Source organism: Pantoea phytobeneficialis (assembly GCF_009728735.1).
Classification (GTDB): Bacteria; Pseudomonadota; Gammaproteobacteria; order Enterobacterales; family Enterobacteriaceae; genus Pantoea; species Pantoea phytobeneficialis.
Genome location: NZ_CP024638.1, coordinates 119332 through 143395 on the forward strand (window position 1 = coordinate 119332; position 24064 = coordinate 143395).

Sequence of the window (24064 nt, forward strand, 5' to 3'; positions counted from 1 at the left end):
TGTTATTCACAAAGGCATTCGCGAGGGCTTGTTTGTGGTCTGCGCTAAGGGATTTAATCGATGTTATTCCGGCACTGTCGGCCATGGAGTGCCAACCCTGTTGAATTTTTTCCAACTATAACGCATCGGGAAAGCACATGACCTTCTCAAGGATCTTACGTAATTTATTTTTCTTCAGCGCGATATCGTATTCTGCCAGCTTGTCAGCGATGTCTCATACCTAGTGGCCTCTCAAATCCTTCAGGTGAATATGCCTCAGCAGTCTCTCAACCATGTCGGGCGAAGATGTGTTTTTGGCGTTATGGTGGGTCACCAATCAGTGCTAATCTTTCATGGCATGATAAGAATATGAAGCCGGCAGTTGATACTATGGTTAATGCCACAAATGTGGCAAGTAAATTGATATCGTAGATTTTTTTTCATGTGGGCGAGGCGATTGTTGAAGGCACTGTTATCGCGCAACTTATCGGCTGTGGCATACCATCCCCGTTAATCACAAAGTGAGTTACAGGATTTTTAACGTTTTCCTCAGGCAGTTACAAGGCTGTCAGCCGCTTTATCACAAAAATATCAATCAGATAAGATAAATCAAATCCTTGAGATGAATTCCAGTTTGAATGTGTTTTCCTGAAAAATTGGCAGGCGGAAGCTTTTTGTGTATCATGCCAAAAATCATTACATATGAGGACGTTATGAAACGTGACTATGGCGATGTGCTGGAGACAGCCAAGCGAGCGCACAGTTTATTGCAGGGACTGAGCAATCATATTGAAAAGCAACGGGCTGAATTCAACCAGACCGGGTATTACCAGACCTGGTCACGTAACGCTGTAGCGAACTTCCCGCTATTAAGTAAACATTCGGTGGTGGCAGCCATCGGTGATATGGAAGAGGCAGGATACGAGTTCGGCAAAAAGCAGACCGGCAGCACCGCGCAATATGCGTTGACGCTGCAAAATGTGATTGATATCTACCAGCATCGCAATGTCCCTAAATACCGTGATAAACATAAAGGCCCGTTTGTGGTATTTGTGGTTAACCTCAAAGGTGGTGTCTCCAAAACGGTCAGCACCGTGACACTGGCGCACGGTATGCGAGCTCATCCGGCTATGCTGCATAACGATTTACGCATTCTCGTGATCGATCTCGACCCGCAGGCATCCAGCACCATGTTTTTAAGCCATAAAGACAGCATCGGTTCGAAGGCGGAAACGGCTGCCCAGGCGATGCTCAATGACCTCGGACGTGACCAGTTACGCAGTGAATTTATTCAGCCGACGGTGATGCCAGGTGTGGATGTGATGCCCGCATCGATCGATGACGGTTTCGTTGCCAGTGACTGGGATGCGCTGGTGCAGCAATATCTGCCGGGTGTTGCGCCCTCGGAGGTGCTGCGCCGCAATGTGATTGACCGTCTGGCAGACGACTACGATTTTATCTTTGTAGATACCGGGCCACATCTGGACTCCTTCATGTTGAACGCCATCGCTGCCAGCGACATTCTGCTGACACCGACGCCACCGGCGCAGGTCGATTTCCACTCCACGATGAAGTATCTCACTCGTCTGCCGGAAATGCTGGAGCGGATTGAGAAAGAGGGCGTTGAGCCACGTCTGAAAGCAAATATTGGTTTTATGTCGAAGATGACCACCAAGCATGACCATCTCACGTCGCAAAGTTATGCGCGCGAAGTATTTACCAAATCAATGCTCGATGCGTCACTGCCGCGCCTCGACGGTTTCGAGCGTTGTGGCGAGTCGTTTGACACGGTGATCAGCGCCAACCCGCTCTCCTATCCGGGCAGTGCCGATGCGCTGAGAAAGGCCAAGTATGAAGCGGAACAGTTCTCCCGTGCTGTTTTCGATCGCATTGAATACATCAGGAGTACGCTGTGAGTATGCATAAACCCGTTCAACGTATTGGCCGCACCATGGGCCAGACGGCTATAGCCAACTTTATTGACAGCAACAACGCGTCGCGCACCTTCACCTTGAAATCGGGCAAGAGCGCCACCTTTACCCGACAGCTAATCCCCCATGGCGACATTGCATCTCGCACCTATGTTGATACCCGGATCAACGGGCGCGATCAGGCAACGCTGACTGAGGAGTCGGTGCGGGATATTACGCGTACCATTGGCTTGCAACAATTCTTCCCGGCAATTGGTCGGCAGAAAGATAATCGTGTTGAGATCATGGATGGTTCCCGCCGCCGTGCCGCCTGCCTGTTCGCTGGTGCCAGCCTTGAAGTGCTGGTTACCAACGACGAGCTGGATATCAGCGATGCCCGCCAGTTGGCAGCCGACATTCAGACTGCAAAAGAGCATAACCTGCGTGAGCTGGGTTTGCGCTTTACCCTGATGAATCAGAACGGCATGAGCAAAAGCGACATCGCTAAAGTGGAAGGGATCTCCAACGCTAAAGTGACGCGCGCCTTTCAGGCCGCTTCAGTTCCGGCAGAGCTGATTGCATTGTTCCCGGTGGTGTCGGAACTGACTTTACCAGACTATCAGCTACTGCTGGATGTGACTGACAATGCCAGAGCAGAAAGCGTAGCGATCGGTGACGTGGCGGAACAAGTACGCAAGCTTATCGGTGAGCATCCGCAGCAGGTTAATAGTGCGGATGAACAGAAAAATCAGATCCTTGGCCATTTCCGTGCGGCTAAGCGCAGCCTGGTGCCGCCTAAAGCAAAAGCTTTGGTAACGGAAAAGCTGGCAGATTTTGACGATCGTAATATACAGGCCCGTCGTAAAGTGAATGCGGAAAAGCGCGCTATCAGTTATGAATTTGTACGCTTACCTAAAGATGCGGTGGAGCAGATTGAAGCCGCAATCAAACAGGTATTGACGGGGGTAAAAGGGGTTAAGATAAAGTAGGTTCCGGAAACGGCGCGATAACTGGAGTGACCCCGAGCCCGTAGACAAATCTGCCCTATAGTTGGAGTGACCCCGAGCCCGTAGACAAATCTGCCCTATAGTTTGAGCATAGGAGGAGTCTATGGGCACACCACGATTTACCCCTGAGTTTAAGGAAGAAGCCGTCCGCCAGATCACCGAGCGGGGCTATTCCGTCGCCGAGGTTTCAGAACGTCTCGGCGTATCGGCACACAGCCTTTATAAATGGGTTCGTTCAGTAAAACCGGATAACAGCGAGCATCAGGCGCAGGATTTGCTCGACGCAAGAACGGAAATCCTGAAGCTGAAGGCACAGCTCAAACGCACCGAGGAAGAACGGGATATTCTGAAAAAGGCAGCGCGGTACTTTGCAAGGGAGCCCGACTGAAGTACCGCTTCATTAACGATCACCGTGAAATCTGGTCGATCGTAGCAATGTGTCGGGTTCTGAAGGTTGCCCGTGCAGGATTTTACGTCTGGCTTCATCGTCCTGTTACCACCGGAGAAAAGGATAATCAGCGGCTGCTGGCGTTAATCCGCGACTCTTATGCACTGAGCGGCGGTGTTTACGGTTACCGCAGGGTTCACGGCGATCTTCGTGAAATCGGAGAAGTCTGCAGCAGGAATCGCGTTGCCAGAATCATGCGGCAGAACAGGATACAGGCCGTACACGGCTATAAAATCCCCCGGGGCGTCAGGGGAAGACCCTCACTGATAGCCCCTAACCGCGTACAGCGGGAGTTCACGGTCGTGAAACCCAATCAGGTCTGGGTAACGGACATCACCTATATCCGCACCTGGCAGGGCTGGCTCTATCTGGCCGTGGTCATCGACCTCTTTGCCCGCAACGTGGTGGGCTGGTCGATGAAACCGACCCTGTCGCGCGAGCTGGCGCTGGATGCGCTGCTGATGGCCGTGTGGCGGCGCAAGCCTGCGGGCAGCGTTATTGTGCACAGCGATCAGGGCAGTCAGTACGGCAGCGACGACTGGCAGCGGTTCTGCCGGGCCCATAACCTGTCGCCGAGTATGAGCCGTCGCGGCAACTGCTGGGATAATGCGGTGGCAGAATCGTTCTTCAGCTCGCTTAAAAAGGAGCGTATCAGAAAGCGGATATACAAAACCCGGGACATGGCTCGGGCGGATATCTTCGATTACATTGAAATGTTCTACAACCGGACCCGGCGGCACAGCCATCTGGGTGGCGTCAGTCCGGAGGCCTTCGAAAAGGCCTCGTCGTGAGGACAGAAACTGTCTACCGGTGCGGGGTCACTCCAACTATAGGGCAGATTTGTCTACGGGCTCGGGGTCACTCCAAACAACGCAAAAATTTAAAATAGATACGTGTTGATGTCTTTACAACAGCGTATAGCAAATTCTGTAGCAATCCCTGGGGGCTGGTGTTCTTCGGTTTTCTGATCTTTTGGGCGATAATTGCATCATGGGGATTCTGTTTGGTTTAACCATGATTATGGGACTCTTGTATAGTTACAACATACTAAAATTGCTATAAAACATCCTTCATCAAGCTTTAAAACGGGAATAACCCGCATAGGCAGGGGAGGTATTTTTCTACAGGTAGATAGAGTGAAAAAAATACAGGTTTTTTGGGGCGGGTTGCTGGCCTTATGTCCGGCACTGTTTGTACTTAATCAGAAGTCAGGGACAGTGATAAAAGTTTATTTGACGACCGTACTTCTTTTCCTGATTTCTGCCTGGTTTTTCAAGCGGAAATCAACAGTTTTACTTTCGCTGGCGTTATGTTTTGTTTTATCACTCTCGGTAGTGACATCATTATATTTCCATTTCGAGTTCGACACCGCTTTTTCGACGATGATGGCCACAACGTTCATTAATACCAGCCAGAAAGAAAGTATTGATATGCTGTACTATAACTATCGCTACGTTTTCTGGTTTGCCATAATTTTCTTGCTTTATGTGTCGCTCTCTTATTATTTGTCCCGGCGTGTTACTGAGAGAAAACTTGTACTGTCTGGCATCATATTATTGCTCTACACAGGCATCTCGATTTTTTTGTATACAGTATCCGGTAAGACCCGATCCGAGGATTTCCTGATCTCAGAACGATTATTGGTCAATTCGCCGTTATATAATTTTTCCCCCATCGTACGTGCCTACAACGATGCGAAGTTGACCGACATCGTCATGCAGGCGAAAAACACTTATGACTACAGTTGGCAAGATAAAGGTATCGATAATTATGTGATTGTGATTGGCGAGTCTGCGCGCAGGAAAGATCATGGGATCTATGGTTCCGACTACCCCACCACGCCATTTATTGGTGCGCAGCATGGCAGTATGCTGCTGTTTAATCAGGCCATTGCCCCTGCGCCGCTAACCATTCTTTCCGTACCGGCCTCTCTGGCAAAAGTGCATCATGCCGATGACGTACCTTTGACTGCATGGGCTGACAATGTGATCTCATTAACCAACGATTTAAAACTCGATACCTATTGGTTCAGCAATCAGGGTGGTGTCGGGCAGAGTAATAGCTTAATCACAGCGATGGCAAAACGCGCCGGGCACCATAAATGGAACGAAACGATAGGGTTTGATAGTAGTCTGGTGAATGAACTGGCGCAGGTGATTCCTGAGCCGGAGGAAAAACTGATCGTGCTGCATTTTTACGGCAGCCATGGACCTGTCTGTGAGCGCTTTCCGCGCAGTGAAACCATTCCCTTCACAGTCGATGTTTACGACAATTGTTATCTGAACGCGATTGCTTATACGGATAAGCAACTGGGGCGTCTGTTTTCATTACTTGCCGGTACGCGGCCTTCATTAATCTATTTTCTGATCACGGGCTGGTACGCGACCCGCAAAAATACGCGAATTATTACCATCATGATATCAGCAATCCGACCAAACAATCTTTTGATATCCAGATGTTTATCTGGTACAGCCGCACAGTCGATGCCTCTAATACCCGTGGGACGGTGTTTCCAGATAAATATTCAACCAGTAATAACTATTGGTTGCTCAGTGACTGGTTGGGTGTCACACATCACGAGAAGCGTCGTTGCAGTTTGCCACTCAGTGATTGTTATCAGACACCACAGGTTATCCAGGTCATGGACGGCAATAAAAGGCGACTTGATTATGATGGGTTACCGTTTGAAGGGCGGTGATCTCTAACATTGTTATCGCGCGAACCGGGAGGTTCGCGCCACCAGCTCAGACTTACTTCTCTTCAGACATCTGCAAAAGTGTTGCCTGGAATGACGCCGTGAACATCGCGCCATGTGGCAGTCCTGGGAACAGCGAATAGGTTGCTGCAACGCCATTGCTGCGCAGCGTCTCTACTGCCTGACGCAAGGCCCGCAGTCTGTCTGGCGCGGCACTGGCCTGCGGTCTTTTTTCATCGTCGTCGCCTTCCATTATATCCAGCCTCTTATGACTGAACGCCTCCCCAGATGTAGCGGTGATTTGCGCGAGCATCTCGTTGTTAACACGATCCAGCGAGGGGCTGGCCGTGTAATATGAACGGAAGAAATTCGAAGATAACCAGGAATCCAGCACAAATAACCCGCCATACGAATGCCCCCACAGCCCGCGTTGCGCAGGATTAATCTTCAGATTTTTTTCACTGGCAGGGGCAATCGTCTCTTCGACGAGATGACGAAAAGCGGTGCTGCCCCCGACTGATCGTCCATGCCGGTCCCACCTGCTGATAAAATGCGTTGGTGTATAATCATACGTTCGGGCTTGTAGATCAAAAGGCAGCGTCGTCTGATAGCCAATAACGACCAATACCGGTGGCGACCCTTCTGATAATTTTTTCAGGAAGGAATCAGAAAGCCTGTCCATCACGGCATTGCCATCGAGCATATAGAGAATGGGAAAACCTGCTTTGGGAGAGTGCTTATCCGGCACGCCTGTCCATACTTTGTAATGGCGTTTACCGTCAGCGGAATCAAATGTGCGGGTGGAGAAGTGGTAAAAGGTGGATCCTTTGTCAGCAATGTTAGGGCCTAATGGTGTCATATCTGGTCTGGCATAGCAATTTCCGGCACAGACAAACACAAAAGTTAACGCTGAGATTCCCTGAATTCCTTTCCTGTATAAGCTCTGATTCATTTGATGTTCATCCCCCATCCCTTTGATGACATTCGTTGGTGATCGGTGACCCGATCGTTAAAAGCGGCGAATATGTGGGAGAATAACCTAATGATAATAACAATCATTTGCAAGTCGTTAAGACCCAACGCACCGATTGTTATAACTGTCAGGGTTAAGGGGTTCACTTCATTTATCGCGCCGATAGAGAATGTTAGATGAAATTATTACCACCAACGGTCCAGCGTCACCCTTTCAGCGTCCTTAACACCTACCGCGACGGCCAGCCCACCTTGTGACGTTTCACGGTAGTTCACATGCATATCTTTGCCTGTCTGATACATTGCCGCGATCACCTTTTCCAGACTGACACTCGGTGCAGAACTACGGCGCAATGTCATCCTGGCGGCATTGACTGCTTTAACGGAGGCAATAGCATTTCGCTCAATGCAGGAAACCTGAACCTGGCCCGCCAGAGGATCACAGGTCAATCCGAGGTTATGTTCCATTGCAATCTCTGCTGCAATGCAAACTTGCTGCGCACTGCCACCCCATACTGCGGGCAGTGCTGCAGCGGCCATCGAACACGCCAGCGTGGAATTGGATATTGTCCTGTGCCGTAAAAGAAATCGAGTGCGCTGTTTCAGCCAGCGGTAATTTTCCAGTCTTCGTCAGTTGCGTCAGAAATACCGGGATAGCATCAATATCAACATTATCCGAGGAGAAACCCGCCAGCTCCAAAATAACAGCGTTATCAGTTTGATGGCCTTTCCCCGTCAGTGCCAGTGAACCATAAAGATGTACATCAATATGGGTCGCTGCGGTAAGTTGCCCATCCTGTTGCAACTGTGTCACAAAGCGTTTTGCCGCTGCCATCGACCAAATGGTGTGGGAGCTGGAAGGGCCAATGCCTATTTTAACATATCAAGAATCGAGATCATGCGATTACCTTTACCTGTCAGTGCCACCAGACCAATAACCGTGGCAAAAACATTGTTTAACGCGCCGCGATATTTGTGCATCGCCGGGATTTTGCGGATGGCATACATTGGCAGTAAAAACAGCAGCATGGCGATGACCGGGCCACCCAGAGTTTCAATCATGCCAAAGATGCTCGGATTCAGTGTGGCGACGGGCCAGGTGGTGATCAACATAAACAGTGATGTCACCCAGCCGAATTTTTGGCTGTTGATGTTAAGCTGCGCGTTGAAGCACTCAGTAGCACCAAGGTAATGACCAAAGAAGGATTTAGTAATCGCGACGATGGCAATGATCGGCCCCATCCAGACGACAAATGGCAGAGAGACGTGGTTAGCCAGATAGGAAAGGATTGAGATGTTCTGTGCTTTCGCTTCGGCCAGATTTTCTGGTTGCAGGCTCAACACGCAGCTGAAAACAAAAAAAGCATCACCGTGACAACCATCCTGATGTGCGCTTAAGCCAGGATGCGGGAACATTTTTGCTCGGCTTCTTCGCCATATTCTGCGCGCTTCGCCACGGCAAATGAGGAAATGATGGGGGAGTGGTTAAATGAGAACACCATTACCGGGATGGCCAGCCAGAGGTAAGTCATGACGCTGCCAGAAGATTCGAATGACAAGGTTTCCAGTGCGGCGCCATTCCAGTGAGGGATCAAATACATTGCCATCAGCAGCAGAGACAACACGAACGGATCGACCAGGGTGCTCATCGCCTTAACCATAATATTCTGTCCAAACTGGACGATGGTCATCATGCCGAGGATTAACAACAATGCCAATAATGCGCGGGGAGGCGCAGTCACCCCCAGTTGATTAACCAGCAGGCTTTCAACGGTGTTAGTGATGGCGACGCTATACATAAACAAAATGGGATAAATGGCGAAAAAGTAGAGCAGTGCGATAATTTTGCCTGCGCGAGGACCAAAATGTTCCTGCACCACTTCCGTGATATTTGCGCCGGGTTTGTTACCAGAGAGAACAAAGCGCGTCATACCACGATGCGCGTAAAAAGTCATTGGGAAGGCGATCAATGCCATCAGGATCAAGGGTATCAGGCCGCCAAGACCTGCATTGATTGGTAAAAATAGCACGCCAGCACCAATCGCAGTGCCGTATAAACTTAACATCCAGACGGTGTCCGTTTTACGCCAGCGACTCAGGCTCACCGCCGTCACTTTTTCAGTGGTGTCGAGACTCATGGTTTTTTCCTTATTTTCCAGGGCGAAATTTGTGTGAATTCAATGTAAGGCAAAGGGGGCTGTTTTTCTGCTGATAAGTTTGTGGTTATTAATATGAGGGTTTACATTAACGATGTTTATTCGATAATTATAATGAATATTTTTCTATTAAAAATAAGATTTCTTACCGGTGTTGTTTTGGAAATTTCTCAGGTCAATTAGGGGGATTCAAATAAATATTTCAGGGTTTGATCATGGCAATGAAATAGCCAGGGGCAGGTTCAGATAGTCAATTTCAGCAAGAAAACTGGCGTTCCTTATCCGTCACTCCGTGGGAAAGGGTAACGCCAGGCTGCGATTTACGGGTTACTTTGCTTCAACATCAAGGCTTCGGAGCCAGTCGCCCGTACAGCATTCCTTGCAGTAGCGCACATTTTTGCTACGTTGCTTTGCAATCGACATCGCCTGTGCGTTGCTGTACGCAGAACCGAGGAATAGGCTGATACCTTTATGAACATAGGGACATTCTTTGCTGTGCAGAATCTGATTATCCAGATAATAGAAAGTTGATTTATGCATACTTATTGTCCCGGTTATGAACTGAAAGCCCAGGCTTCTCGGTGCTGACCAAAAGTGAAAAGCAACCGGGTGGAATCGTGCAAATTCCTCGCCGTGTTTGCCAGGGATAGCGTTTTTTGTTCAGGAAGAGACAGCGGTATCCCATGTTTTTGCCCGGTAGTGAACGGGCAGATATTTCTAGTTAACCTGTGATCATCATCACTGTCTGTGGATATAAGGATGTAATAGGTCCTGGCGTTCATCTTCATCACCTTTCATGACAATTTACAGGGTGCTGGTAAGATGTCACACCAGTTGTCAATGCGGAAGTACCTCAAAAGGGTAATTTCACGCTATTAGGAATATCCCTATATACTTTTTGTCTGCTATGAGATTTCCGTCTCAGAAGCGGGGAAGAGATTGCTCTTTATCTCCGCATTAATTTTATACATACCACTCTTAATCAGACTAAGGACAGCCAATGTGGATACTGCTGGCAATAGCGCTTCTGTTTTTGGAAACGCATAAAAAGTTCGCTTTAGGTATTTTGCTTATCACGGTGATTCTCGCGACATACACCCACGTTCTGGACTGGCAAGCATGGCTTTTTTTCGCTGGATTGTTGTTGGTGGCCCTGACGTCATTTCGTTTTGGTGAGAACAAACTGGTGCGCTATGGCGCAGAGGTACTTATGCTCATCGCCGCGATCGCCCTGATGACCCATCAGCTTCCCGGCTTTCATAATGTCAAAGTCCTCGATCAGGTCATTGCCGGACCGCAAAGTGTGCCCTTCACGATGTATTACAACTTCGATAAGGCGTTGACTCCCTTCGTGCTGTTAGTGGTGATGCGGTCGTTATTTGTCTCGCAGCCTTCTCGCCAGGCGCTGCGCTGGCAGTGGCTGGGGCTGGTACTGTCGGTCCCTGCGCTGTTATGGCTGGCGGTCTATTTTGGTGGATTAAAACCGGAGAGACATCTGCCACAGTGGCTTATTCAGTTTGCCTTTGCCAATGTGTTCTTTGTCTCTCTGGCGGAGGAGGCGCTGTTCCGGGGGTATCTGCAACAGCGTCTGGCGGGATGGATATCGCCTTTCCTTGCCCTGGTGCTCGCTGCGCTATTGTTTGGTTTGATGCACATCACGGGGGGCATCCTGCTGGTCGTGTTTGCCAGCCTGGCTGGGCTAATCTACGGTCTGGCATGGATGTGGAGTGGCAGGTTATGGGTTGCCGTTTTATTCCATGTCGCGCTCAATATGCTTCATCTGCTGTTCTTTACTTATCCCATGTTGCGACATTAACGCTCAATCAGGCCGCTAATAAAAAAACGCACCTACACCCATATTCACTCCCGCAGGCGACGAGGTCGCCATTACCTTATGGGAGAATGAATGATGAATCATCGATTTAATGAAGCATTTGAGATGTTAATGGGCCATGAGGGAGGATACGTAAATCACCCGAACGATCCTGGTGGCGCGACCTGTTATGGTATTACCGAACGGGTAGCACGGGAGAACGGTTACACCGGTGTTATGCGTCATCTGCCGTTAGAAACGGCGCGAAACATCGCTCGTCGTTTGTGGTGGGACCGTTATCTTTGTGATGATTTGCCATCATCCATCGCCTTACAGATTTTCGATATCGCGTTTAACGGTGGGCATCCGGTACGTTGGTTACAATTGGCGATCGGTGTAAACGCCGATGGCATTATGGGACCGCTCACCCTCCAGGCTGCACATCAGGCTGACCCCCGCCAAGTGATCCTGCGGCTGAATGCCTACCGTCTGACCTATTACACCGCACTCAAAAACTGGCCGCATTTTGGTCGGGGTTGGGCCAACCGCGTCGCGGGGAATTTATTGCGAGGGGCACAATGATGGACGCAGTGAGCCTGGTCATGTCGTTAGCCAATGTTGTCCCTGCGGTGTTGCAATGGCTTGGTCATGAAAATGCGGCAGGTAATGCCGCGCAGATACTCAGTACTGTTCGGGACATTACCGGGGAAAAGCATGATGAAGCGGCGATTAAGATGTTGAGGAATAATCCGACAATGGTGCAGGCACTGACAGCGGCACTTTATCGCCATCAGGAAGCACTGATGGAGATGGAAACGCGTGCAACCATCTCAAGGGAAAACAACGCCGCGGCAGTGAATCAAACCATGCAAGTGGAGAGCAGTGCGCTGCACTGGCCAACCTACAGTTGGCGTCCTTTTATTGGTTTCTGTTTTGGGGCGACGGCGATCTGCTCTTCATTAACGGTGGCAATGTGCTATCTCGGCGTCATGTTTTTCCAGGCTGATAGTCAGATCCTCAGTGTGTTGCCTGGCATGATTGGGGCTGAAGCGGGCATTATGGCAACCATGAGCCCCGTGCTGGGCATTGCCTCCTGGTTTCGGGGAAAAATGCAGATTAACCAGGAAATGGCAGGACATCGTTGAACGCCTGGTTGAATTCCGGCTCCAGATCGGGGTCGGAATTTATCTCGTCGTACCTCGCCATAGATTTACTCACCACCAGCTTTATTTTTCGTTATAAACGACTACATTTTTTGTGAATATTATCGCAGGCGCGTTTTCATAATCACAAGGAATGTCATTAATGAATACTGATAATTACTTCGCTTACAATGGCATTGGTTTTTATGCCGATCAAAGTGTCTTGTCACTGGTTCTCAAGGGAAATAATTTACTTATTGGTTCGATAAGAAAAATTACCCACGCACCCTGGAATAAAATATCCAGTCTGATTTATGACTATTTGCCAACGATACAAGAAAAGAAAGAGATAACAGCGGCTGATTTCAGAGGGAGCAAGATGGGTTATGAACATCACCTGGACCTGAAGGTTGCAGTTAAAGTGATGAACTCTGAAAAAGGCAGGGAGTTACGGGCGCAATTATTTATTCCTGAAAATGAAGTGAAGACATTTCTTCAGTTAGAAGGTATTGCAGGGTGTGTTCCCCTTGAGGAGAATCGGGCCAAATATAATCAATTACTTCTTCTACTGGAAGAAAACAACGTATTCAAAAAAAGCACGAACGCGACTTCTCCGACGGGATTCACCCGTGAAGAGGTTTTGCGCGAATTCATTTTCTCTTTTATCGAAACGAAAGTTTTTACCTCTGAAATGATGAGTGCAGGATTGAGATATGCGTTGATACCTGCTATCAGCTGGATATGCCCCCCTGTGGGGACCACAATTAAATTTATTGACGGTTTTGATCTGGTAAGGCCGTTGTGTCAGGAAACCACAGTTGACCTGGAAGGGCTGGCTCGGCATAAACGTCGGCAAAAGATAGCTAAATATAAGGAAAAATTGCAACATGCCTCAGTAACGCCAACCTCAGCAAGTAGCAGGTTGGACGTCAATGCACCTCTGCTGGCGACCGGAATGACTGCCGCAGCGCTGGCATTGCAGGCACCCCAGCCCGGCAGGAACATCGTACCAATAGCGGGGGCACTGACGTTAGTCGGTGCCAGTCTTATGGTGGGCTATCAGTTTCTGCTTTCGTCACAGGAAGTCGCTAATAATAATGGTCTGATATTAACCGACAATGAGAGGGATGTACCCCTGGGCAGTGTGTCTTATGGGAATCGTCCTCCGGCTCTCGATTTACACCTAAACTCTACAGCCAATAGCACCTGTTACGACGTCGTCGCAAAGATCAGGAAGTTGCTGCATTCCAGTCAGAGCGGTATTCGGCTGGCTGATGAATTTAGTCAGTTTATCTTTGATGAAAATATCGATCTGCGTGTTAAGCATGCGGAAAAATTGATTACAACCATGAATGTGACAGAGTTTACCTGTCAGGATCGTGATCAAATGAATAATCTATTGATCGACATTTTTCAGTTTTGCTTACTCCTCCCGGAAGTAGGCAGGTATTGAACATGGCAAAGCTTATTAATGTTGTAAATATGAAAGTGAGTAAAATATGGCGTGATAATGCAAATGGTACAGAAAATGATTCCATTGGCAAGGCAATTCAGGGACTTCACTCCTATATTTTACGTGCTATGGTAAATGCGTTGCAAACTACACAATCAGAAAAGTTAGAAAGAATAATTAAGTTTGCGATTAAGTTCCCGGCACCAGATTTTATTCAATTTCTTAATCACGGCTTATCAAATGAGTCCGTCATTTCAAAGAGTCTTAATGACTACTGGATAGATATGGGGGTGGAGTACCCCAAAAATAAATATATCACGTTTGGTGATTTCAAGTCGGCTCTGGATCGAGGGGAATTATTGACATTCAGACTTGCGAGAGTCAAGGTTTACCTTGGTGATTCGGCAAATGCTACAGAAGTAAGTAAATATCAAAAATATAATCGCGTAATTAATGAGCCCTATCAGGATTACCATGAGTTAGATATTAATCTGGAAAGAACCAAACCAGTGAGTGCTCGGGATGTTGCCCGATCAAAATACGAAATCCTGGGGGTTGATATTGATAAAGAGAGTAGTTTTGAGAGGCCAACTTTTAAGATTCACAGAACTCCATTAAGAAAACCAGAGTACCCCATCATCATCGAGTGCAAAGACTTATTTTGTGTGATAATGAGTTTTCCTGATGGCATAAAAGTACTTTATGATCTTATGCCAAATTCCGTTCCGAGCCCGTTGCGAAAATATCCTTATGAAGGAAAAACAGCCTTTACCTTAAAACCACACCCGTTACGTACGGAAATAAAGAGTGATTATGAGGAACTCTATAAAACGTTTGAAGATGAACATATTAGTTACTACCGGCAGGTAATAATGAAGGCTTTTAATATTACGGCTGCTGATGTTAAAGGTTATTTATCTGACCAGCATGTGGTTTATTCTCTTGTTGACGGACATAGTAAACGCTTTCAGATGGTAAAATATCTTTTTATCCAGGCGGCATCCAAACTCAACCCGGAAGTTCTGAGTAACGCAGCTTTTAATGAACGAACAAAAACTGAGGGTGGGGTCATCTTTTTTGGTGAAAATATTAAAACCGGGAAAAGAAAATATTTCCTTTTAAATCCCGAAATTGCGAGGAAAGGCCAATTATTTCCGATTATTACCCTACCAATCAACACCACAAGAGATATTCAAACATTACAGGAAGAGATCCTCAATCAACACTATTTTTTTAAAGATGGAAGAACTTACTGGGATCGGTGTGAAACGGTTGAAAAACCCCGGTCGGGCTGGACCGATGACGCCGATAATTTCTTCAAATTCTACAGTGGCTGGACAAAATATGGCCTGTCTAAGGCTTGTGAATTTATTACTCCTTCATGGCAAATCATCCCGTGGTTTGAGGAGAAACAACTGGGGCCTGCTGCAACTGCCATCCCACTCATCATTGAAAGAGCACTGGAGAACAGGAAAGCCTTTTTAAGCTGGCAGAAGCAGAAAGTAGATGAAGCCATATTAACGCAGGGCGAGAAGGAAGAACAACTTGGTGCACTGGGAATCATTGCCGAACAATTTCCGCTTAAAAGCTGTGCCGATTCGGTGAATAACTTATTATTAAAATCTGTAGATGATCTTCCCATCGATCATTACGAAAATCTATTAAGATTTCTTTCGTGCGGAGTAGAGTTTCTGTTGCCTCGTTCTGTATTCAAAATCCTCAAGGGGTTGGGGCGCGCAATTTCTAAAGTTAACATGCAAAAACTAAACATTCTTGCAAAAAAGAAAATTCTTGATTCGTCGTATAAACTAGCACAGACCTTGCCACATAGCAGTAAGCAACATGTTTCCTCACTGATTGAATCACAAATAACATCGGAGATTGCTCAACTTAAGGCAGCAAAAACCATGTTGAAGCAATTAGAACAAGAGCGGTTTATCAAGCTTCTGGAAGCGGTAAGTATATTTCCTGGTTATATGTATCCCCTGACCAATCTGAAACCCTTTGGAACGAACCTGTTCAGCCTGGCCGAGGCATTGAAGGGGAAGGGGTTCGCAGGATTTTTTACGTTGGCGAAAAGAGAGTTAATTGATTTCTATCAGCAGCATAAATTTCATCCATTTTCGCGTTGGATTGCACCACAAGGTAATCGAAGCCTGGAGATTGAAAATTATATGTTTCCGTTGCCAGTGGGTGGGGAGATTCACTGCTACAGCGATACAACTAAGGTAAGTAATCTAACGATAAATATCTTTGAGATTCATCAAAAAGACCCTGGTTTGTACAAAGAGCTTTTATTTTCCGAACTAAAATCGGGCAGCATTGAACAGGTTATCGATACGGCCAAAGCCGGTGGGTGGACTATTGCAGCTGATTATGATCCATTGGCAATGTTTACTTTCAGGAGTTTTACACCCGAGTTGAGAAAGTATGTCATGCAGGTTTTGGATTTAGGTAATTATTATAACCTCAACCCTAATCGTACGGATATTGATGCCAATTTTTTTTACGATTATCTGAAAGAGAATTTTGACAAGGCGCAACCCACCACGATCCAAAATCTCATTCTGACTCCGGAGCAAAATATCTTGCTCACACACGCAAGGCAAAATATCAAGGACATTATGACAAGTAACTCCTGTGCTTTTGAGAACAATTATCGATTTGTTCTGCAATCTGTCCTGGTCAGCAAGACTCAGGAGGTGCTTACACAGTTAAGCGATGTGACGACAAAAGAGCGTATTGTCAGGATGCTTCTGCCGGAGGTCTTCTATTATCTGCAAAGGTTCACTGTCAATACAAAAAAAGCATTGCACAGGAAAATTATCATGTCGAAGCGATCAATTTCCTGGCGACACGTATTAAATATAAGTTAGCTGAGAATCCCGCGGCCATTACTTTATATTGCGAGAACTTATCATATTTTAATGATAATGTAGAAAATTATGCGAAGAAAAATCCTGATGCACAAATGCCTACGATGGCTGAGTATATTTCCGAGTCTCTTCTGATAAAAAATAGATTGAAAATACTCTATGAAAGATATGCACGAATTGAATACACTGCCAGCGTATTTAATGACTATCTTGTTGATGATTGGTTGGGTGTTGATGCACAAACTGCCTGGCTGGCAAATATGCAGGCATTTCTTACCCCGGAGATGCGTTATCAGAATCTGACGCCATTCCTTGCCGATGCGACCAAAATCGTGATTGCTGAATGGAAGAAAGTATTAAGCACGGCTGACGCGGCGCATGAAGTTAAAATTATGCATGATGATGAGATGCATGCGGAGTTTATCGCTATCGTGCAAAAAGCGTTCGTGCAGAGTTGTCGTATCCATAAAAATCAGCTGTTTTGCCAGTATTACACCATGGATAATGGCAGTTTCAGCTTTATCAAGCATGACTTCATCGCTGAACGTAAGCCACGTTTGCTTTCCCGCAGACTGGTTGAACGCGATCATCCCGACGTATTAATGCCTGTGGTTGAATATAAAGGAATGAGGGAAGAATTTACCGCCTCGCGAAAGCTTATGGAGTCATGGCAAGCGGTGACTGACACCATGATGTATCAGCAAGAAGTAAATAATGTGGCGCTGAAGTTTATCGGTTTTTCCCCACTTCCTTTTCATGAGCGCCTGTATGGCTATGCGCTGGGTGGGCCTGACTGGAGTTCAGTCCAGGCGGATGACGTTATTACCATGATCAACAGTATCATCAATGAAAATGGTCGCCTGGTAGATTATCAGTTACGCGTACTCCAACGTTATTTACCCGCTGACATGGTCATGGACACCGACCGGGTGCTGGCGTTGCTCAGTGATCTCTTCCGGTTAAAACATCCAACCATTCCACGTCTCTATACCCAGGTCATTTTTTATTTGCAAACCCCTCTGGCAGGCGCTGATGTGACGCTGCGTCAACTTAGCGACGGAAGTTTTGCGCATGAGCAGGTCAAAACTGTCATGCGTAGGTTTGCAATGCTGTTGGAGAGCGAGCAGGGCGCAACGATAAATGCTGTTCGACGGTATATTCGCGCGGCGATCCATCACCAGTTGGACTTTACCCGGCATCTGGCTGCGGTGGATCCGGCGCTAATCGACTCGGTAGCAGGCGAGGGGATTGGGCGACAACTCTGTCTGGGCGCCATAATCGCACAGCAGCTAGGGTGGGAAAACGTCGTGCATGGTGATTTGGTGCGACTTTACAGCCTTGCAATCCGCGATGCCGGAATCGTACCGATGAATGCATTGAGCCGGTTGGCCTTGTTCAACATGCCGGGCAATAATCTTGCCGAAGATGCGCTTGCAACCTTTGGGCACTGTATTGAACACGGGGCGAAAACGTTGAAGCCGCTGGTTGCCTGTATTAATGACAACCAACATTTAATGGCGTCGCTGGAAGAACTGACTTTCGTCAATGCGACACCGCGGGAACTTCGCCTGCTGGGCGAGTTGGTTGTCAAAGCAATACAGAACCAGCATGCATTGCTGACGTTGGCGATGCCAGCGCAGAAAGAACAACCATTCCGGACGGCGTACGCACGAGGAGAATTACAACTTACCTGGTATCTGGCACGGGAAGCCAATAGCACCGGCGAATTCACCGCGGCAGGTGTTGGATTCGATATCGTGAATCAGCAAGGGGGACTGATCTTCCCGTTGGGCCTGCCGGTGCCGGAATCGGGAATGTTTTTGCAAACGCCTGCGCATATCTCTAACCGGACATTGACGGCCGCATGTTTTGACGACGGTCAGATTGGCAAGATGCAATTCAAACGCAAAACTGTCACTCCCGCGCCATCACAGGATAAAGAAAATAGCGGGGTGGTTACTCTGCTGACGCGCTATCTGGAAACCCGATCGCAAAACTTTCAACAACAATTGGCTCGTGCGAACAATGCGACAGAATTCAATACCATAAAAGAGCGTTTTCAACAGTGGTTAACGCAATTTTTTGCCTTCTACCGCGACAGCAGTAGCCTGTATGAACAGCTGGATGCGGAACGTATTATCCAGCTAACGGCTGAATCTGATGTGAATAGCTGGATAACCGGGCAACGTCCAAAACCCGACATGGTGTCTTCAGGTGATTATTTTGAGCAGGCGATTCGCGGGTTGATGAGCGGCTATACCGACTATCCGGGCTATGCGGCGAGGTTAAGAACTCGCTCTCCGGTCAACAATACATTGTCGCCTGCCAGCCTGCCGGAAAATGGATTTGCCGGAGTCTGGTGGGACCCGATGAGTTATTGTTGTTATCTCGGTTTTATTAACGGCGATGACGATCAACTTTTTGCCAGCCTTGTGGGTCAACGAGCGACATTATTTCCACTGGCGGATAAACATGCACATGCGACTATCTGGCAATCGCTTAGTCTTGCGACTGAGTTGCAACTGAATCTCACCGCCATGCGCAACGGGGAGATTACGGCTACCGAGTTTTTTGATCAATACGTGTCTGATGCCTGGCGCAAACAGCATGATCAGGCTGAAGAACGCTGGCAATTAATGACAACTGTGCAGGCGAGTGCATTGATTGAACAGGGGGTGATGACGCCATTATCGTATTTGCAGAAAACCGCAGCAGTCAATTCTACCGCCACAAAACTAACACCCTATATATTGCAATATCACAATGGGAATTTTGTTTTTATTCTCAGCAAGGATGATTATCAAAATATCGATTATCGCGTACTGGACCCCTCTGGTCAGTTACAGGTTATGCCAGTGGGGACAAGCGAATGGTCGCAGACAGTAACAGCAGCGCCAGGGAGGACCGCAAGGCAGCAATTCCGTGCAACGGTGGACCGGTTTCTGACCGAAGAAGAGAAAAAAACGACACCCACATTTTTGCCGTTACTGAATATACAACAACAAAGAAATATCAGTGCCGCCCTGTTACTCAGGCAGAAGACCAGTACGGAACAATTTCGACAACTTGCAAATGCTACCGCGGGTATCCCTTACAGCTATACCGTCGAAGATGATTATTTGATGGAAATCGAGCAGCATCTGCATGCCTACGGAACCAATCTGGTTTTGCAATTACAAGAGCGCATGGAGCATCCAGTGGATATCAGTCCGGCCATCTGGGATGTCTTTATGTGGCGCAAGGCCAATCTTTACGATCCACACATTTTCAACAACACATTGCAGGATCTAAAAAGCAGGGCGGTCGTTTTGTCAACGCTTGATCGCTTCATTAAAAGAGGAGTAAAGATGGAGCAATTTCCAGGTAAGGATTCAATCAGTTGGGTGGCCGATAAACTGAATATTCTCAACCATACTATCGCCGCCTTCGAATGGTTTCGCTCAGAGAGAAAGCCGCCGTCCCGTTCACGAGATGGCATGGAGAGGCTGTATCAAAACTGCCTGGCAGAAAATAATTTTTTCAGTCGCTACGGTACCTCTCCCCACTGTACGCCGGATGCTTTTCAGCAGCCCTGGGCATTTGAAATCGATCAACATCCTTCAACTCTTAACGTAACTGCGTGGCAAGCTGGTTTTGACTTGCTTCGTCAGCTCACCGCCGGGTTAACAGGAAGCAAGCTACTCAATACATTTCTGGAATTAAATGCCGAAAAGTGGCAGGAGGCGCACATGCGCAACCACACCAGAATCTTTGAGCAGCAATTCAATCGCACCGTGGATTATTGGCAACAACCGCATGATGCCAATGAAATCATGATTATCAGGCCAACGCTCTCCCCGTTTGGATTTGATCTGGCTGCGGCTAAACGCAAAAAGCCGACGCAACTGATCCTGACTGCGCGCATCGGTTCGGCTTCTCACAAGGAAAAAGCCTCCCCGTTTCTGGCAGGTCCGGAAGTTGCGGAAGATTTATTGCTGGAGAATGTCCGACAGGCAGGCAACACCGTCACCGCAGCACGTCTGGCGGGAATCAGTAGCCATCCCCATACGGCAAAAGAGTTTGTCGCATGGACAAAACATCGACTTGCCGGCCCGATATTTATGAGTGAGTTGTCCAGCCCAGCCTTTTTATGGCGCCTGCAACACCGCATTCGTCAGGTGATAGCAACCGAAGCGGAGTTATGGCGTGAAGACGAACGTCGTTTCTACCGGTCATCCCCGACTCACCATTTTCTCAATATTGCTGATTTTACCGCTGACAATAAAAGTCAACGGCTGGAATTTTTTCAGGCACTGTACGCCAGTGAACTGTTGATTGTGCGCCTGATTATGCCGGATGCGGAAATGGTGTTTGGTATGTTGTGCGCGCTAGCGCCAAAGCAAGATGACGATGTCACCTATGCATGGGTTTGCCTGAAAGATACCCATGAAAATATACCGTCAGAACAGCATCTGCCCACCATTCATGTCGTTGGTGTGTAGCTACCGGTACAATACGTCTGGTTTGTTAGGTGTTAATGGCGGGAGAGCAACATCGCAAAAAGACAAGCCGGTGGTGATTTATACAACATCCGTTTAGCCGGCGCGAATGTTCGCGCCGCTAATGTTGCGAGTAAAAGGGATCAGTCTGCCAGATCGGTCAGGGTGTAAGGGTCAATGCGGGTATCCGGTAATTTTAACGCGTTCAGTTCCGCCATGAGCGTATTGTAGGCGTTCGGATCTTTGGGCATTAGCCCCCAGGTAGTAAAGAATGAGGCGAGGTTATAGCCTGAATAAATACTGGCATTGATAATAAAACTGTTTATTTTTTCGGCATCAGTGGGTAAGTCTGGTGCGCTAACCCGGTAATGGCGGTGGAGCGTTTGATAAAAATTATCGCCGTACGCCAGCCAGAGTTGATGAAACATCATCAGTCTTCCTTCATAACCTAATTCAGCATCCTGATTATAATCTTTTTGTGCGACGGTTTTTTTCAGGAATTTTATCGCGCGTGGCCAGGATTGCGCCAACGTCATCCACTGAGATGGATAAATTCCCATCTCCCTTTCTGCGGCAAGAGAAAAAAATATTAACCTGCACTTCGGTAATGCTGCTCCAGCGCCATGCTTGCTGTTGATGCATGTGCCCAAGCTCATGCCATGGCCCCCAGCCCTCCACCGAGAATCCTTTCTCAGTAAGGATATTTCCCATTACATCTTTATTAAATACTGTGCGGTAATTCGTTGTATACATAAGTGGATCAGGGGCATCGGTTTCGGTTATTAATATCTTATGTTGGCTTCGGCTGTTGGTGTAAATATATCCCTCATCTTTAGTTAACATCAATATGTTGTCCTGAGCATTGATTGCCTTGTCAATCGCCTGCAATACCTTATCCTGGTTTTCATTCACATAACGAAGGGCATTTTCCCGTGATGCAACAATAATGGCGCGCTCCGATTCAAGGACCACATCAGGCGTCGGGTAATTATTTAACATCTCACGCCATGCGGCATTGGTGGTCGTACCCAGCCGATACTAGGGCATTGGCCGGGCATCGACTAAGTTGAGACGGCAGTTTGCGCCATAAACAAACTGATTCATTGGTGTGTAAGCGTAAATAATACCGCCTTTTTCACCCGCTTTGACCCAGGAATTAATTTCCTGCTTTAGCTCGAACATATCGGGGTTGATTTTGTCTTTGTAACGGCTGTAAGTGCCGATGAGCAGATGAGGCATAATATTGCCTTTGTAATTGGGGCAATTAACAGCATAGTGAACCAGTTGATTGGGTTCGGCATAATAGCCGGTTGGATAACCCGGATGCCAGGGTAATGAACCCAATCTTGCCGCATCCTGATGAATCTCCGATGTGCCATGGACCTGCATATAAACAGAATCATAGTTTTCCACCCCGGTATTTATCGGGGTAGGGGGAAATTGCGAGAGTGAATCTCTGGCGAATAAGCTGCCCGTTACCAGAAGCGAGGCTAAGGTGATAGTACTTATCAGCATATTTTTAAACATTACTACTCCTTGAGTTATTTTCCGTTTCACTGCCTGTTAACCATATATGAAGATTTTCTTGTGCCAGGGAAGACAGTTATAAATTCATGTATTTCTCATCTTATTGATGCGTTGTGTCAGGATAAATTTCAGCGATGAATGGATTTTCATATCAAGTGAACGCTATCTAATCTACCCGGATGTTTTTAATAGATTGGTTGTGACTAAAGTGAGTGACCTATTCTCAGGAGAAAACCTATGTCACAGCAGCAGGAATATTACCGGTATGTCGCGCCCGGCCAGCGCGCGGTTAAACATTACCAATTCGATACTGGTCAGCAGCAGGTGTGTTATCTGCCGGGGCTGGAAGTACGCAGCTGCACCACAGGCAAGACCTACGACCAGCATCTGTGGATGATCGTGGCAGGCAGATATCGTCTTTACCGCGAAGCGCAGCAAACGCTGATTCATATCAACCTGAGCGACAGACTGGGCAGCGTATACGGCGTGGTGGATGAAACGGGAACCCTGGTGAGTCAGGAGTGCTGGTATCCCTTTGGTGGCACGGCAAGCTGGTTAACCGGCAGGCAAACAGGGGCGATGCTGAAGTTTCAACGTTACGCGGGTAAGGAACGGGATTGCACCGGGTTAATCTATTTCGGCTGGCGTTACTTTGTGCCGTGGCTGATGCGCTGGCTAAGTAGCGACCCGGCGGGAACGATAGAGGGGTTAAATTTGTTTCGTATGCTGAGAAATAATCCTGTCACGCGCTACGACCCTGACGGACGTATGACTAATGGGGAAGCCTCTTTCGATCTTGATGCCGTAATAAGAAACGAGGGTAATGATACATCTGAGTATCGTGAGCTTCTGCAAGAGTTATGGGAGGAGCATTTACCCGTTACTGCCGCTGAAAATCCCCCGAGCTGGCAGCCAGTACCTTCAACCTCCTCTTCTGTATCCTGCGCACCCCAGTCTCATCAAGACCATGCGGCGGCGCTGACCACAGAGAATGTGCCTGGGGGTAATCAAACCTGGCAATGCAACCGATGCTACGATTCCTTTCATTCTGAACCTGAATGGCAAGAGCATATTGCCCAAATACAATGCCAAAAAAAACACTCCTGCATGTGGCCTGATTGTAGAAAGACATTCACCCGAACACAAAATCTACATATTCATATGCGTAAACATCGGGGCGAAAAGCCGTTTGTTTGCCACGGGGAAAGTTGTAGCAAAAAATTCACCTCAAAGGAGGGCCTTACCAGGCATTTCAGACACAGTCACCTTGGACAAAAGCCATTTCAATGCAACGCAGACAGATGTGGCTTTTCGTGTACGAGAAGAGAACTTCTTGATAAACATATAACAATCTTCCATGCCCCTGGTTCTGTCGGACTTTACTGCACGCCATGCAGACTGACATTTGACAAACAAAGTGTGTTTACGAGGCACAGTAGGTACTTCTGTCCCTACATGGGTAATCATTCCTGAAGAAGCCCGACACATTAATGGGCTGTGTCGCCAGCCTCTGCGCAAGAACAATGTGTAGCCGCAGAGGCAACTAAATCTTCATTTTTTTCTCATGTTCTTCAGGTCAGTGTTAAAAACCACCAGGCTACGCTTGAA

Annotated in this window: 17 protein-coding genes and 2 pseudogenes; 11 read left to right on the forward strand and 8 right to left on the reverse strand. The window is 47.6% G+C overall.

What is annotated here, in order from left to right:
* Window positions 1-692: 692 nt before the first annotated feature.
* The 4 genes from CTZ24_RS23835 (at window position 693) to CTZ24_RS23855 (ending at window position 6049) form a co-directional block, all read left to right on the forward strand.
* On the forward strand, window positions 693-1895 hold the full coding sequence (locus tag CTZ24_RS23835) for an AAA family ATPase (protein ID WP_036627117.1): 1203 nt from the start codon (window positions 693-695) through the stop codon (window positions 1893-1895).
* Between the two features lie 2 nt (window positions 1896-1897).
* Complete coding sequence (locus tag CTZ24_RS23840; RefSeq protein ID WP_208726705.1) at window positions 1898-2878, forward strand: ParB family protein; 981 nt, start codon at window positions 1898-1900, stop codon at window positions 2876-2878.
* 121 nt (window positions 2879-2999) lie between these two features.
* Window positions 3000-4135 (forward strand): IS3 family transposase gene (locus tag CTZ24_RS23850; protein ID WP_209012104.1). Its coding sequence is split into 2 segments (ribosomal slippage): window positions 3000-3246 and window positions 3246-4135, totalling 1137 coding nucleotides; the frame shifts between segments, so codons are not numbered across the junction.
* Between the two features lie 345 nt (window positions 4136-4480).
* Complete coding sequence (locus CTZ24_RS23855; protein ID WP_208726709.1) at window positions 4481-6049, forward strand: sulfatase-like hydrolase/transferase; 1569 nt, start codon at window positions 4481-4483, stop codon at window positions 6047-6049.
* 45 nt (window positions 6050-6094) lie between these two features.
* Here the strand turns inward: CTZ24_RS23855 and CTZ24_RS23860 are convergent, their stop codons facing one another.
* The 5 genes and pseudogenes from CTZ24_RS23860 to CTZ24_RS23875 form a co-directional block, all read right to left on the reverse strand.
* Entirely contained in the window at window positions 6095-6991 is an 897-nt protein-coding gene (locus CTZ24_RS23860) for an alpha/beta hydrolase (RefSeq protein WP_244634081.1), read from the reverse strand.
* Window positions 6992-7197: 206 nt separating this feature from the next.
* A pseudogene (locus CTZ24_RS26950) lies at window positions 7198-7563 on the reverse strand (L-serine ammonia-lyase, iron-sulfur-dependent, subunit alpha); the annotation flags it as partial.
* Window positions 7469-7846 carry a serine dehydratase beta chain gene (locus CTZ24_RS26955; protein ID WP_437180289.1) on the reverse strand — a complete coding sequence of 126 codons (378 nt, stop codon included), beginning with the start codon at window positions 7844-7846 and terminating at the stop codon, window positions 7469-7471. The pseudogene CTZ24_RS26950 and the gene CTZ24_RS26955, both read right to left, overlap by 95 nt.
* A gap of 35 nt (window positions 7847-7881) precedes the next feature.
* Window positions 7882-9149: pseudogene (locus CTZ24_RS23870) on the reverse strand (serine/threonine transporter).
* A 345-nt stretch (window positions 9150-9494) separates the two neighbouring features.
* On the reverse strand, window positions 9495-9707 hold the full coding sequence (locus CTZ24_RS23875) for a hypothetical protein (protein ID WP_021185351.1): 213 nt from the start codon (window positions 9705-9707) through the stop codon (window positions 9495-9497).
* Window positions 9708-10167: 460 nt separating this feature from the next.
* Here CTZ24_RS23875 and CTZ24_RS23880 point away from each other — a divergent pair, with 460 nt between their 5' ends.
* The 6 genes from CTZ24_RS23880 (at window position 10168) to CTZ24_RS23905 (ending at window position 20932) form a co-directional block, all read left to right on the forward strand.
* Window positions 10168-10983, forward strand: a complete 816-nt coding sequence (locus CTZ24_RS23880; RefSeq protein WP_208726712.1) for a CPBP family intramembrane glutamic endopeptidase — start codon at window positions 10168-10170, stop codon at window positions 10981-10983.
* 90 nt (window positions 10984-11073) lie between these two features.
* Window positions 11074-11562: a glycoside hydrolase family 108 protein gene (locus tag CTZ24_RS23885; RefSeq protein ID WP_303464874.1), complete on the forward strand. Its 489-nt coding sequence runs from the start codon at window positions 11074-11076 to the stop codon at window positions 11560-11562.
* A complete protein-coding gene (locus tag CTZ24_RS23890) occupies window positions 11559-12125 on the forward strand; it encodes a hypothetical protein (RefSeq protein WP_208726714.1) in 567 nt (188 codons plus the stop codon). The genes CTZ24_RS23885 and CTZ24_RS23890 overlap by 4 nt, the downstream gene beginning before the upstream one ends.
* A gap of 160 nt (window positions 12126-12285) precedes the next feature.
* Window positions 12286-13575 (forward strand): hypothetical protein, encoded by a 1290-nt coding sequence (locus CTZ24_RS23895; RefSeq protein ID WP_208726715.1) that lies wholly within the window; start codon window positions 12286-12288, stop codon window positions 13573-13575.
* A gap of 2 nt (window positions 13576-13577) precedes the next feature.
* Window positions 13578-16451 carry a hypothetical protein gene (locus CTZ24_RS23900; protein WP_208726717.1) on the forward strand — a complete coding sequence of 958 codons (2874 nt, stop codon included), beginning with the start codon at window positions 13578-13580 and terminating at the stop codon, window positions 16449-16451.
* Between the two features lie 95 nt (window positions 16452-16546).
* Window positions 16547-20932: a hypothetical protein gene (locus CTZ24_RS23905; RefSeq protein WP_208726720.1), complete on the forward strand. Its 4386-nt coding sequence runs from the start codon at window positions 16547-16549 to the stop codon at window positions 20930-20932.
* A 140-nt stretch (window positions 20933-21072) separates the two neighbouring features.
* Here CTZ24_RS23905 and CTZ24_RS26860 read toward each other — a convergent pair whose 3' ends face one another.
* Genes CTZ24_RS26860 through CTZ24_RS23920 form a run of 3 tightly spaced genes read right to left on the reverse strand, consistent with a single transcriptional unit; the run spans window position 21073 to window position 22456 of the window.
* Window positions 21073-21489, reverse strand: coding sequence for a M60 family metallopeptidase (locus tag CTZ24_RS26860; protein WP_367617729.1), 417 nt, complete (start codon window positions 21487-21489; stop codon window positions 21073-21075).
* Complete coding sequence (locus tag CTZ24_RS26865) at window positions 21395-21961, reverse strand: M60 family metallopeptidase (RefSeq protein WP_256402078.1); 567 nt, start codon at window positions 21959-21961, stop codon at window positions 21395-21397. Before CTZ24_RS26865 ends, CTZ24_RS26860 begins: the two co-directional genes overlap by 95 nt.
* A 6-nt stretch (window positions 21962-21967) precedes the next feature.
* On the reverse strand, window positions 21968-22456 hold the full coding sequence (locus CTZ24_RS23920; protein ID WP_208726727.1) for a hypothetical protein: 489 nt from the start codon (window positions 22454-22456) through the stop codon (window positions 21968-21970).
* 237 nt (window positions 22457-22693) lie between these two features.
* Between CTZ24_RS23920 and CTZ24_RS23925 the strand changes: the two genes are divergently transcribed.
* A complete protein-coding gene (locus tag CTZ24_RS23925; protein WP_208726730.1) occupies window positions 22694-23929 on the forward strand; it encodes an RHS repeat-associated core domain-containing protein in 1236 nt (411 codons plus the stop codon).
* Window positions 23930-24064: the final 135 nt, after the last annotated feature.